The organism is Petrimonas mucosa, from assembly GCF_900095795.1.
Taxonomy (GTDB): Bacteria; Bacteroidota; Bacteroidia; order Bacteroidales; family Dysgonomonadaceae; genus Petrimonas; species Petrimonas mucosa.
Map to the genome: position 1 here is coordinate 1,069,999 of NZ_LT608328.1, position 13,476 is coordinate 1,083,474.

Genomic DNA, 13,476 nt, shown 5'->3' on the forward strand with positions numbered 1-13,476 from the left:
GGTTTGTCCACCCTATGGTTGGCAAACCTTCCTGATGTTACGAATGCGATAGCCGCATGTGGCTATCAACTTCTATTGGCCTGCATAAATTATGGAGACAATGCCGAGGATAAAGAGAAGAAACATCCATACCAGCAACCGGTTGGTCGATTTCGAAGCATTCTTGAACTCTTTCCAGATAAATACACCCCAAAGGGCGGCGACAAGCGTCGCGCCTTGTCCCAGTCCGTACGAAATGGCTGCACCGGCCTTTCCTGCAGCAATATAGCTGGAGGCGGTACCGATTCCCCAGACAACGCCTCCCAGTACTCCAACCAGGTGTGTCTTAAGATTGCCCTTGAAGTACCGGACATAGTTAACCGGCTCTCCTACAAACGGTTTTTTCATTACAACGGTATTAAAAACGAAGTTGCTGATCAATATGCCCATGGCGAAAATAAAAAATGCGCCGTAAGGGGTAAGCATGCCCTCCGTTGGGTTTTCCAGGTTTGTCAGGTCCATTGCGGCAGCCACGAACCTGTAGAAAAAAGACATCAGGAATCCGGCGATGATGGCGATGATGATCCCTTTCTTTCGCGTCTGTTGCTCTTCGGTACCCTTACTCATCTTGCCGGATGCTATACCGTTCAGGATAATGGCTGTAACCACCAGGAAAACTCCCAGGAACAGGATTACAGGGTCACCTTTGGGTGCACCGAAGTAATTGATGAAGACACCAAGAACAAGCGCCAATCCCACACCTACGGGGAAAGCCACAGACATCCCGGCCAATGAGATTGAAGCGGAAAGGAGAATGTTGGAAGCGTTGAAGATGACACCTCCGGTAAATGCACTCCAGAAGTTTCTCGAATTAACCTGTCTTATGTCATCCACAAAGCTCCGGCCCTCTTCGCCGATGCTTCCGAGGGTAAAACCCAGAATCAGCGAAAGAAGTACAATACCGATCACGTAATCCCAATAGAACAGCTCGTACCGCCAGGTCTTGGCGGCCAGTTTTTGCGTATTGCCCCAGGATCCCCAGCAAATCATGGTAACCACGCACAGAATCACTGCTAATAAATAATTGCCTACAATAAACATATCGTCTCGATTTAATTGGTTAAGAACTCTAAAAAATTTATTCTATTTTTCCGGTAAGGGTAACCAGGTACAAACATGTGATCCTTCCCATCCATTTACTGAAGCGTAGTCCACCATCCGGATGGTGCCGGTTGTGGTGGGTACGATAAATTCCATCCGGGCATCGTCACGGGTAGGCGTTGTTTTGGCAACTTTCACTATTCCACGCCTGTCGGCTTTTACCTTAATCTGCTGGTTATAGTCCGGGTCGATGTTCTCATCGCGTGCCAAGACGATGGGGCCCCATGTTGCAGCCTCGAAATTGTCCCCTTTCCGGTTGCTTCCCCTGGGTGCCTCAATAATCCGGCACACCATCTCGAACCCGATCTCAATCCGGTCGTTGCTCTTCCATTCCCGATCGATGACAGCATATCTTCCCGGAGTAACATCATGTTTTTTCCCGTTCACCTTCACTACGTTTTTTTTGCTCCATTCGGGAATCCGCAACTGAATGGCATATCTCTCCGGTTTATGGGACTTCACCCCGATCACAATCTTTCCTGATTGGGGATAATCGGTATCTATCGTGATCTTCAAGGCCTGACCCGAAGGGGTAGTGGTGGTTACTTCGGCCGCGTTGTAGAGGTTGACTACCGGTCCCTGGTCGGAGTTGGTTACCGCAATGTAGGGTATATAGGAGAGTCCGATCGGACCACTCAAGTTGCAGCAGGTTACATGGAGATGGTCGAAATGTCGTCCCCATCCGCTGTCGTTGACTTTCTTTCCATTGAGCAGGTTGACGTAGCTGAACCCGTCGCCGGTAGGCTTCATGGCACCCAGCAGGCCGTTGTAGATATATTTCTCGATCTGGTCTACCGGCGAAGATTCTCCCGTCAACCGCATCATCTGGCTGCAGAATTTCATCCAGGTTACCCCTACACAGGTCTCCATCATCCGTTTGATATCGGGATTTGTCTGTTCAAGTGCCGTGTTGTCCCACGCTTCACCCATCACCTTGGGGTGGTATGGCTGATCGGCTCCCCCATTGCCGATAATGGTGATCTCCCTGGTACTTATGTTGTTGTAATAGTTGTCCAACATCTGCTTCACCTCTGGCTTGCCCGTTGCCCGATAGTACTTTACCACCCCTTCAAACAGGGAGGTCATTTCGTACGCTTTTGGATAATTTCCTGCCATTTTGTAGGGTTCGACATTATTGTATGCATTTTCAAAAAGGTTGAAATTCCTGGCTCCTCCCGTCTCGATGATATAGTTGGCAAAATCGAGATACCGTTTGAATCCCGTCATCTGGTAGAGCCTCATTATTGGTTCGAGAATGGTACTCGACTCGATCTTTTCGGAGCTCCATCCCATCTGGTTGATCGCCGCCTTGGGACCATTCCCTACCTGGTCGAGAATACAGTCTGCCTGACGGACAAGACTTTCGAGAATAGCAGGGTCCCGGTTTACCCAGTCGTAATAGTCCATCAGTCCCAGCATCACATATTTGCGCTCCCACAGGTCGCCAGTGGGCCCTTCCGGTTGCTTTTCCACGGGTGAACAGCTGATGCTGCCATTCGGATGCTGGGTGGAGAGCAGGTCGCGGACTGTCTCATCCAATATTCTCTTCAGTTCGGGATCCTGCGTATACCGGTAAAACATGCTTCCCGACCGGACTGCCTTCCCCCACATTTCGCCAACTGCAAACTGTGTTCTTCCGTTACGGAAGAGATCGACGAAAGCGCCATAGGGAAGTACACCCTTGTTCCAGTGGTTTATCGAGTTCTGAATGTCATTTTCGAGGTATCCCGACAATTGAATGGAGTGTGGTGGCAATGGATATTGCCGGTCTTTTACCTGAGCCGATAGAGTCAGGAAGAGACCAAATGACAGACAGAGTAGTATGTAGCGTCGTTGCATAGGATTCTTTTTAAGATGTTGTTCAGTATGATGGAATCAGGGTGCCAGGTAGTCGATGCGCAACTCCTTCCAGTAACCGGCTTCCCACGACCAGCCGTTGGCCTTGTTTTCCAGGTCGATCTTGATGTTCTTGTTTCCTGCAAAGGGGGTGAGGTTGAAATCAACCTCCAGCCATCCATCCTCGCCGACCGACTCTTTTCCCACGGTTACCATCTTCTGTACGGAACCGTTGACACGGATAACCAGGACCCAGTCACCGCCATCATGATGAGTTACACAAGTTTTTAGAACCGTTTTCTTGCCGGTCGGGATATCTCTCTCCATCGTCAGCACACAGGGCATCTCTCTCGACAGGGGGTGAGTGAGCATGACATTCTCCTTCCCCTTGTACTGTTCCCGGAGACCGGGTTGCATATCGGATCCGCAATAGGCGATGGTCCAGCCCGGGAAGAGTTTATCCAGAACTTTCTGCAGATCGGCAGAGGCCTGGTGCCTGATTCTCGCCATCTCTTCTTCAGTGAAGAGACTCTTTGCAATCGGCTCCGGATCCCAGCTAAATACCAGCGGACTGGGTTCCGGTCTCTTGACCGGGATCACAAAGTTCTCCTCCCCGTTTGCGTCGGTCTCGATCCATCCACCTTCCCTGACGACATATTCACGTGCAAGTGCCTCACACACATCCAGCAGTTTCGGGAAATTGTACTCGGTATGGGCAAAGCAGCTTTTCAGGTCGAGGTTCGCCTTGAAACGTTCCGGAAGTCTTGAAGTGCCGATGGTGGTGAAAAGTATGCCTGCAGCGTTTGAGGGGTTGCAATCGGAGTCCTGGCCGCAGCGGGTTGAGATGACGATGGTCTGGTCGATATCCCTCTCGCCGTAAAGCATGCCAATGAGGATATATGCTCCATTGATTTTCACATCGATGCCGCCATTGGAGTTTTTTTGATACTCGGGATTCTCGCGGTACTTTTGCTGACAAAACTTCCAGGTGGCTTCCCAGTCGTCCGGATTGCTCTTGTACCAGGAAACCACGTCACGTACCATCTCCGCATATTGAGATCCTGTAGGGATACATGCCAGACCGGCGTCGATGATTTTCAGAATATCATCTTCAAAGAATGCTTCGGCATACATGCCGCCGATAAATTGCCCCGCGTACACGCCATCGCTGTAGTTGACCAGCCTGCCGAATTTTTCGCCCAATGCTACAGGTACGGCAGGCATTCCCGGGGCAATCAGTCCAGAGTAATCGGCTTCGATCTGATAATCGATGTCGTGAACCCTGTTGTTGAATGCCGGGTGGCTACAGTCGGGCGGGGCAATTCCTGCGCGCAGGTTACGCCGTCCAGCTTCATTTGCACACCATAGCGGATATTCCGAATTGGCAAAATCGATACCTGCTTGCCGGATGGAGAGATCAGGGCCATGTTCTTCCAATGATCGCAGGAAAGTCATCTCCACATAGAGATCATCCTGGTTGAATGCCTCATTGATCAGTTCGTTACGCCACTGCGGCATATCCTCTACAGGTATGATCTTGTCTTTCCACTTGAACTCGGTTGGGGCGGCCCAGCTGACCCCTACGATCTGGCCAAGCCAACCGGCCGCCATTCTGTCGCGATATTCCTTGACGGGTAATCTCCGGTAGATGGCTTCAGGTTTAGCCTTTCGCCCCTGCGCGGCAGATCCGGTCAGTGTCATCAGGAGGATGAGAACGACAGCCTGTAATGTTGATTTCATGCGATATTTGGTTGATTCACAAATGGATGTCTGATGTCTCTATCTGCAATTTTATAGTATGATGTTGTTTTCGAGCAGAAACGTGCTGATTTCCTCTTCTCCGGGTATCGAAGGTTGCGCGCCGAGTGTGGTTACGCACAGTGCAGCAGCGGCAGTAGCAAATGTTATGGCTTTTCGCATATCGTTATATTTCCCGATTCCAACTGCAAGTGCGCCGCAGAATGTGTCTCCTGCGGCTGTTGTATCCTTTACCGCAACCTTGAAGGCCGGAATTTGCAACCACTCGACACCGTTACTGTAAATTGATCCCTTACACCCTAGGGTGAGAATCACATTCTTCACCCCTTTTTTTAGAAGTGCCTCAACCATCGCATTTTCGCCAATCGTTTCAAGCTTGCAACTTGTAATGGTCTCCGCTTCAGTCTCGTTCACCACCAGCATGTAGATGGATTTCAGGATCTCTTCCTCGATGGGATAGGCAGGAGCGGCATTCAGTATGATCTTCGTGTGGCTTGATGCTACCCGGCAGATAGTCCTGACCGTTTCGTAAGGAATTTCCAGTTGAAGCAGGATGGTATCCGCCTCGATTAGCCGGTCGGAGTGGGGGATAATCTGATCTGATGTAAGATAGCGGTTGGCACCCGGGATTACGATGATGCAGTTTTCACCGTTCTTGTCTACCCATATTAATGCGGCTCCGGTTGTGACATTCTCTTTTACAAGAGAGAGGGAGGTATCAATACCTTCATTGTTGTAATAAACCAGTGCATTCTCGCCGCTTGAATCATCACCAACACAGGTAATGAAACTTACTTTACCGCCCGATCTGCAGGCTGCCACTGCCTGGTTGGCTCCTTTACCTCCCATCGCCTGGGTGAATGATAGTCCCTCGAGGGTTTCGCCTCCTTTTGGGAAATGATCCATCGTTACTATATAATCGAGGTTTGAACTCCCGATTACGACAATCTGTTTCTTTTGCATGTTTGTAGATTTGGCCTCAAGAATGTTTTCCGGTGATTATTTTACCACAATTTCAGCACGACGTGTCGATCTTTTCCGTATAAGCAGTTCGAGAACTCGACATCCGAACCGGCAGGAATGGTGGCACGAAGTACCTGATTTGGATATAATGACATGGGATACATATAATTGCCATACTTGATGCCGTAGGCGATATCGCTGTTGTTGGTAATTTCGATAACCCCTTTCTGCTGGTTGATCACCCTGATCGAGAGGGAGGCCTTGATAAGGGACTTCAGCAATGCCTCGTCGCCGGACAGAATATTGTTATAAAGTGCCACGGTTCTGCCTGAAAATAGTGCCTCTTTTACACCCTCTTCGCTGTATTCCTTGGCAAACACCAGGGTCATCGGGCGCACCCGCTCTCCCCTGTAGAGATTTGCACTGGTGTAGTGGAGATCGGTGTTGGCAAAAGGAGCCAGGTTATGCTCTTGACACCAGTCGATTACGTTCGGATAGGATTCCCAGCCGTTATAGACTTCAATGCCGTGAATCTTCTTTTTTGCAATCAGCTCCTTGTGAACAGGATAAAATGTGCTTTTATCGTCCGGCCAGCCGGGGTGGTTCCACAAGATGAAGGCACCCTGTTTCAGGGCCTCGTCGATGGCCTCGAGCGGATCCTGACGTTCGAGCGGATTTGCATCCTGGATAAAAAGGGCGTTGATATGGCCCAATGGCTTCTGTCGCGTGATTTCGGATCCTTTTATAACCAGCATACCGATGGCATCCCCCTGAGCCTTTGCAATTTCAAACGACTTGTTGTGGTCGCTGATCAAAATCTTCTGATTGGGCCGGTATTCGATGTGATCGGTTATGGCAATGACATCCAGTCCTTCATTCCAAGCCTCCTTGACCCGTTGATCGGGCCATACCTTTCCATCGGAGAAGACGGTATGTATATGAAAATCACCTTTCAATGTCTTATACCCGTCAATATCCGGAATCCTGATGTTGTACCGGTAATCTTGACTGTTCAGGTTGGGATACTCGTAAACCTCATCGTTCTGGACCTGCGCCGTACTTTTAACAAAAAAACAGAGAAACAGGCAGATGTAAAATAGAGAAAAAGTTTTAGTTTTCATTTGTTTATCTTTTATGCTTACACAGTGTGGATATTGATTTTTTTCTGATTGCGGAAAAGTGTGTTAATAATAGACCAGTTTTCCCGGTCTGTTTCTGGAATAGACAATCACATCTGTTGCATCTATCCGGTATCCCTCCGGAATTTTGATAGCTTTCAGCGTAATGTTGTTTTCTCCCTCGGTCAGATCATAGTTCCAGGTGAGATCGTGCCGCCTGATGCGGTTGTTGGTAGGTATTTTCGCAACTTCGTGCAGGTTCCCGTTGATATAGACTTCGATTTCCAGAATGGAGTCGGGGCGGTCGCTGTTCTTTACAGCCCTTCCACTCAACACAAAAGCCGATCCATTAATTTTGAAGGAGATCTCGCGGTTTTTCCCGCCAAGATTGCTGCCGATTCTTCGTCTTTCTACCGGATAGAGGCCTTCGAAACCCACTTCAAGCGGAACCGGTTTTGGTTGCTGGTAGTTGATGGTGAAAATATCTCCGGTTAAACGACCTCCGTTACGGATGATCATCTCGCTTGCATGGCGAAATCCTATTTCGTATACCTTGTTGAGCGACATCTCGGTGTGTGCAAAATTTAAATCCTCTACTTTGTCCAATCCCTGTTTCCAATATGCCGGTATCTTGTCGTACCCGATCATTGTTCCTAGAATTCCGGCAGCATTGGCGGGATTGCAGTCGGAATCGTATCCGCACCTTGTACTGATATCGATGGTTGCTCCGTAGTCGCCCCTGCCGTAAAGCAGTCCGATTACGATATAAGCTCCGTTGACCGTTGCATCGATGTTGTAGGGTTGGAAAACCCCATCAGGGCAACCTGTATCGGCGCTCCATTTTTTCTGAACCTCGAACCATGCCTTTTTCCAGTCTTTGGGATCTTTACGGTAACACCGCAACACATCGGCTATGCATTGGTAATATTTGCTCTGTCTCGGGATCGATTTCAGTGCCTCTTCCACAATGAATTCGATATCATTATGCACAAAAGCGAGTGCATACATGGCCGCCACATAAATCCCGCCGTATACTCCATCGCCATAATTCATGATATGCCCAATTCTCCAGCCAATCTCTGATGCGGCATTGACCATTCCCGGAGACATCAACCCGGCAAAATCGGCTTCAATCTGGAAATCAATATCATCGGCATGTGGATTGTTTTTCCAATGTCCTGACTCGGGTGGCATGATGCCGTTGAGGATATTGTATCTGGCTGCCTGGTTGGCATGCCATAGCGGATAGCCTGCGTTGGCAAAGTATTTTGCATGCAACGAGTCGGGAGCGTCCAGCCCATACTTTTCAAAGACCTGCACGAATGTCAAGTCCATATATACATCATCGTAGAGTCCCGGGGAGTTTTTGTAATACCAGACCATGCGGGTGTCGTCCCATGGGATCGGGATCTCTTCTCCGATCATCGTACCGTTCCATTTGAATTCCGTAGGGCCCCCATATGTGCATCCGATTACCTGCCCGGCCCAGCCTCCCTTGATCTTGTTGAGGAGTTCACCTTTGGAGATTTTGTATTCTTTTGCCGACACATCGTTTATATTGCATGACAAGAGGGCTATCATGCCGGAAAAGAAGAAAAGCTTAAGATTCATAAAATTAAATTAATTGGTTATATTGTATGTACTAAATGAAATATTCGATATTGATTATTCGATTGATTCACTGACTAAAAATACAAATATAGTATAAAAACTAATTTTGAACAAACGTTTGTTCAGTTTTTATATGAAATATCTTGCACCCTTTTCGGTACTGCTTATTGCAATTCATAAATTCAAGCACTTCATTACAACGGGGCGGGACGGAAATGTTCAGGAGAGTCTTCACTCCACCTCTATTTGCTGGTACTGGTGGATATGATGGCTGACCGAAACTCCGACTGATAAAAGAGATGATGGCTGCTTTTCCCATGATAAACCCGATGCTGATTACCCCCTTATTGCAAAGTAAATCAAAAACATCAGATTTTCATATAGCAATTTAAAAAATCAAGACCGCCGTAGTTCAGATTATAAATTTATCCAGTAAGTCAGAACCTGTAATCAATTTATAACTGTCTGAACTGTAGCGGTCTTTATCTTATGAACTTAAAAGCGCGACGGCCAATTTAAAATTTTAGTCGGCTGCGGAGTCATATCCATAGAACTCTATTTCCCATAGATCAATCCATCCGCTGCCGGAACGAGAATTTTTCCAGACTATGGCAAAATATTGGAATTCTTGCATTTGCGACCATGTTTTTGTCCAAGTTGCAGTACTGAACCAGAACGTTGTGGTTAGCCAGTTGCCTTTAGCAATGGCATCGGCAAATCCGGGAGAATTAGCATAATCGGTTCCCGCGTCGGGATCAAATGGTTCATTACCCCAATACATCTCCACACTGTTGCCAAATCGCCTGTTCATAGTGGCTTGGTCCTGATATAAAGAAACCTTATTGATGTAATAGGAATCTTTTTGATTATCGACCACCATTATTTTCGGGAAAACGTTTGCTAATGCTCCTTGCGCGCTACACCAACGGTAATTTCTGTCGATAACGCCGTCCACCGCCTTTGAAGGCAGGAAGTTGTTATCCCAGATCTGACCGGTAGTTACCGTAACGTTCCACGACTTGCAATCCAGCTTACCGGAAATAGGGGTCGGCGACTTAATCCAGTCGTTCCAGATGGTATCCAAGCCCTCGGGAGGACAAAAACTAGAGCTGTACTCAAACTTTCTTCCGCATACCGCGTTGGGAAAAGTTATTTTATTTGTTAGCAAGTCCATTGTTTCCTCAAGCTGAATAGTATCACCATTCGTATCGATATATCTAAATCGGGTAGCTATCATCTCATCGGTACCGAAACTCATTTCTATCTGAGCATCCGACCCCACAATCTCTGATGATGTAACAGTGCGTTCGGCATGCGTCAACAGCCAGTTAGCCGCATAAGGCGCTACCGTTATTTCTGAAATCATTGATTTGTTACCGTCGGCATCAAAGTTAATCAGTTGAAACGTATAAGAGCGCTCTTCCAGATTATCAATAACCTGCTCGGTATATTCACCTAATCTGGTTGTATAATCAATATCCAAGACATCAACATTGTTATTCCAGTAGATCTTTGCTGAAGTCACCGAAGGGTCTTTCGGCATTTTCCATACAAGCTTCACACGGTTATGACCTCTAAATGCATGCAGTCCATTTGTTTTCTCAGGATAAATGTATCCGCCAACCTTGACGAACTCCTTGTAGATTTCGTCCTGGTCTTTACATGAACTCACGCAAAGCACCACGAGTAAAGCCATCAGTAAATATTTAATTTTTTTCATATTGCTCAATATTTTTAATCTTGCACACATTAATAATTAATTCACTTCTACTCTACAACCTGCCCATAAGGAGTTATTTCACCAATTTGTACCTGCCCTACCTTGGCTTTTGTTTCCCATGTGCTAAAGGTGTTGATAAACACTACACGCAAGTAGCGTAACTCATTGAGGGCATCCGGATAAACGGTCTCATCCATTTCAAATTCGGTACCGGTATTGAACATTTCCCGGTCTTCCGCCGTGTAGGTGGGTGGAACGGTCCCGTCGGGATTGTATCCTGAAGGTCTTGGTTGTTCGAAGTATCCCAGTTTGAACCAGCTGTCGTCAAATCCATGCTCATTCTCAGGCACTACCTGACCGGTTGGTGCCATACTTCCCCAAAACTCAAATTCACGAGGATGCGCTCCGGTCCAGATGTTGTAGTCAATACGAGCCATTTTGGTAATACGGCTGATTTTTGCCGTCACTCCCAAGTCTATGGTAAGCCATTGAGGCATTGGATTGCTCGAGTTACTTGCATAGAAGTAAGGTGCTTGAGAAACCCCGGATCCATCCCATAAAGAACTAATAGGATAGTTGGAGTTATTCGTAGAGTAAGAGTTGTCATCACCCGGATTGTAATATCTAAACTTCTTTTTATCAAGTTCAATCTCTTCCAGCGGAGTTAAAATCTTACTTTTTATTGGAGACTTATTGCCCCATCTATCCCGAATATATACCCCAAAAAGAGTTTCCTCGGGCTTCATTCCACGACGAGCCAAATAGATGTCTTCGGCGGAAGTAAACAGGGTTGTTACCTCAACCCATCTTTTTGATGATTCAGGAGCATCGATGTTGGAAACATCTTTGTCAGCCAGCAAGCACACTGCCAAGTCTTCGTTAGAAGTGTTGTTCATAATGTGAATTTTCACACCACCAAAAGCTTCTACGATATCAAAATCTACGGTTTGAACAGCAGGTGTTAACGGATTAATGGTAACATTTACCGGTGTTGATCTCACCTCATTTACGTTAAATGAACACACTTCTACCTTGCGTGGCTCTGTATCGGCATAACCAACAACTAATAAACTATCCACAAAACGAGATATTTTTGTATTTACAATTTCCCCGTTACGTTCATATGTGGCAACAATACCTTTTAAGTTGTCATCGTTGGGTATCTTAACCTTGATAACTGCACCACCGGGAATACTGATAACCTCGGTGACTTCCACAGGCTTGGGTGCGGGTACAGACTCATCAATCTGATCTATTCTTCCTGCCTCCTGACAGCTGAAAAATAACCAAACGAAGAGTAAAGCACTACAGTATATTAACTTTTTCATATTTAGTCGTTTTATTTTATTAAACAATTACCAACCCAAATTCTGTAGAAGGTTCGGGTTTCTTTCAAGTGTAGCCGTTTGAATGGGCCAGAAGTAATCTCTCTGCGCAAAAGGTTGTTCGGCAATTAAAAGTTTCTTATAATACTCCTCAGGTGTAAACGAAAGCACTCTAAATCCATATATATTTTTTGAATATTCAAGACTTGCCTCTTTCCAACGTCTTAAGTCCCAGAAACGCTGGCTTTCGAAAGCCAATTCATTCAATCTTTCTCTATGGATAATTTCACGCATACCCGCTTTGGTATTATATCTTCCGGGAGAAGTACTGTGCACATCCCAAGAAGTTTTTACGTCGGGAATAGCCGCACGTTCACGCACCGCATTGATGTATTTAAACATTTCCGCGCTACGTGGTCCGGTTGGTCCTTCTGCTTCATTAATCGCCTCCGCATAAAGCAGATACAGATCGGCAAGGCGAATCATGGGCCAAGGATACCAATAGGTTGACAAAGCACTATTGTCTGCACTCATACGATTTCTGTATGGATACATCTTTTTGGCATAGTATCCTGTAACGGGACCGGATTCCCCACTACTTTTTGCCAGCGCTTTACCCATACGGTTTTCAACGGTAAAGATATCGCCGGGTTGTAAGTCGTTGTAATTGGTTAAAGCACCCACCCATTTACCGCCATCGAAACCTAAGAAGGCGTAGAAGCGAGGTTCACGGTCAAAGTTCAGTTGAGCGGTTATGTAGCCTTGCTCAATATAATAGGCGTGTGCAGCATCGCCTTCGCGAAGCGAAAGTTCATTTACCCCCTGTCGGTCTTTATCGAAGTTAAGAGGAAGCCCGTTGCGAGTATAGAATTGCTCAGCAATTTTCAACGGAACACCAATAAAAGCATAACAGCTTAAAGACTCTTTCCAACCTAATGATTTATACTGTAAGTTTGGAACCGTAAGTCGCTGCCACATAGACAACTGCGTCCAATTGGTCTGAGTGTTCCCCCAAATAATCTCTTCATTCCAACGCTGACACATCATGCCACGCAATGTAAAATCGAGGAACAAAGTGTCATTTACTCTGTACGAATTGTCGTATTGATACAGCTTTTTATTAGCTTGCTCTGCTAAATCAATTGCAGTTTTACATGCTTCAACAGCATTTTCCCATCTTTTTAGCTGTTCCGTTTCCGATTTTCCTTGTGCAAACAACTGAACACCTCTTGAATCTATCAATGAAGCCTGATCCACATTGTTGTTAAACAAAGGACTGGCAGCGTACACCATTACACGCGCTTTCAACGCAGCAGCAATAGCCTGATTAACTCTTCCGTACTCATCTACAGAGGCGTTTTCCAAAGGAAGATCGGGTATAGCCTCATCCAGCAGTTCAATCACAAAGTCAAAACATTCGTCAATAGGATCACGAAACACCCTTACTTCTTCAACAGTCGCGTCAATAGGCAAGCTCTCTCTTATAATGGGAATTGGTCCCCATTTACGAATCAGGTTGAAATGATAATAGGCTTTGAGAAATTTCACTTCAGCTTTCCATTGTTTCTTTTCCCACTCTTGCATATCGGGAACGTCATCAATATTCTCCACCAAAATATCACAACAGCGGATACCTTGATACATATCTGCCCAATCATTACCATACACCGTTGTAGCATTCTGCAATCCACGTGCTATTTGAAACATATTACTAGGCACGCGTCCACTTGTATTCGTTATTTTTCGTCCTACAAGGTCCCACAACTCATCACCTCCCAATAACGCCGGGTCATACTGCGATGCACCCTCTTCCGTCATATAAGAGTAACAAGTACCCAAATAACGTATGGCAGTAGAGCGCAAATTAAAAGCCGTCTCAATAGTTGCCATTCCATCATCTGGCACCACGTTCAGGTATTTATTACAAGCCGTTAACCCAACAATTAACACGAGCGCGGCTAATTTTATTTTCTTAATTATATCTGTTCGCTTATTCATAGTTTCA

General features: G+C 46.3%; 9 protein-coding genes. All 9 read right to left on the reverse strand.

The genetic code is table 11. The annotated features are described in order from the left end of the window. Positions 1-72: 72 nt before the first annotated feature. The gene (locus ING2E5A_RS04205; RefSeq protein ID WP_071136328.1) at positions 73-1,080 is read right to left on the reverse strand and encodes a GRP family sugar transporter; all 1,008 of its coding nucleotides are present in this window, start codon (positions 1,078-1,080) and stop codon (positions 73-75) included. Positions 1,081-1,122: 42 nt separating this feature from the next. Beyond that, positions 1,123-2,979, reverse strand: coding sequence for a beta-L-arabinofuranosidase domain-containing protein (locus tag ING2E5A_RS04210; protein ID WP_083373183.1), 1,857 nt, complete (start codon positions 2,977-2,979; stop codon positions 1,123-1,125). A 36-nt stretch (positions 2,980-3,015) separates the two neighbouring features. Beyond that, positions 3,016-4,716 carry an ADP-ribosylglycohydrolase family protein gene (locus ING2E5A_RS04215; RefSeq protein WP_071136330.1) on the reverse strand — a complete coding sequence of 567 codons (1,701 nt, stop codon included), beginning with the start codon at positions 4,714-4,716 and terminating at the stop codon, positions 3,016-3,018. 51 nt (positions 4,717-4,767) lie between these two features. Continuing rightward, on the reverse strand, positions 4,768-5,697 hold the full coding sequence (rbsK, locus tag ING2E5A_RS04220; protein WP_071136331.1) for a ribokinase: 930 nt from the start codon (positions 5,695-5,697) through the stop codon (positions 4,768-4,770). Between the two features lie 41 nt (positions 5,698-5,738). After that, positions 5,739-6,818, reverse strand: a complete 1,080-nt coding sequence (locus tag ING2E5A_RS04225; protein WP_083373184.1) for a PHP domain-containing protein — start codon at positions 6,816-6,818, stop codon at positions 5,739-5,741. A gap of 63 nt (positions 6,819-6,881) precedes the next feature. After that, entirely contained in the window at positions 6,882-8,396 is a 1,515-nt protein-coding gene (locus tag ING2E5A_RS04230; protein WP_449421130.1) for an ADP-ribosylglycohydrolase family protein, read from the reverse strand. A gap of 553 nt (positions 8,397-8,949) precedes the next feature. After that, the gene (locus ING2E5A_RS04235; RefSeq protein ID WP_071136333.1) at positions 8,950-10,146 is read right to left on the reverse strand and encodes a DUF4998 domain-containing protein; all 1,197 of its coding nucleotides are present in this window, start codon (positions 10,144-10,146) and stop codon (positions 8,950-8,952) included. 47 nt (positions 10,147-10,193) lie between these two features. Next, positions 10,194-11,474: a DUF5000 domain-containing lipoprotein gene (locus ING2E5A_RS04240; protein WP_071136334.1), complete on the reverse strand. Its 1,281-nt coding sequence runs from the start codon at positions 11,472-11,474 to the stop codon at positions 10,194-10,196. 27 nt (positions 11,475-11,501) lie between these two features. Continuing rightward, positions 11,502-13,469 carry a RagB/SusD family nutrient uptake outer membrane protein gene (locus tag ING2E5A_RS04245; RefSeq protein ID WP_083373186.1) on the reverse strand — a complete coding sequence of 656 codons (1,968 nt, stop codon included), beginning with the start codon at positions 13,467-13,469 and terminating at the stop codon, positions 11,502-11,504. Positions 13,470-13,476 lie beyond the last annotated feature (7 nt).

Excerpts from the sequence above, each read along its gene's own strand:
- rbsK (WP_071136331.1), bottom strand. The coding sequence starts at position 5,697 with ATGCAAAAGAAACAGATTGTCGTAATCGGGAGTTCAAACCTCGATTAT.
- ING2E5A_RS04210 (WP_083373183.1), bottom strand. The coding sequence starts at position 2,979 with ATGCAACGACGCTACATACTACTCTGTCTGTCATTTGGTCTCTTCCTG.
- ING2E5A_RS04215 (WP_071136330.1), bottom strand. The coding sequence starts at position 4,716 with ATGAAATCAACATTACAGGCTGTCGTTCTCATCCTCCTGATGACACTG.
- ING2E5A_RS04230 (WP_449421130.1), bottom strand. The coding sequence starts at position 8,396 with ATGATAGCCCTCTTGTCATGCAATATAAACGATGTGTCGGCAAAAGAA.
- ING2E5A_RS04245 (WP_083373186.1), bottom strand. The coding sequence starts at position 13,469 with ATGAATAAGCGAACAGATATAATTAAGAAAATAAAATTAGCCGCGCTC.
- ING2E5A_RS04205 (WP_071136328.1), bottom strand. The coding sequence starts at position 1,080 with ATGTTTATTGTAGGCAATTATTTATTAGCAGTGATTCTGTGCGTGGTT.
- ING2E5A_RS04225 (WP_083373184.1), bottom strand. The coding sequence starts at position 6,818 with ATGAAAACTAAAACTTTTTCTCTATTTTACATCTGCCTGTTTCTCTGT.
- ING2E5A_RS04235 (WP_071136333.1), bottom strand. The coding sequence starts at position 10,146 with ATGAAAAAAATTAAATATTTACTGATGGCTTTACTCGTGGTGCTTTGC.
- ING2E5A_RS04240 (WP_071136334.1), bottom strand. The coding sequence starts at position 11,474 with ATGAAAAAGTTAATATACTGTAGTGCTTTACTCTTCGTTTGGTTATTT.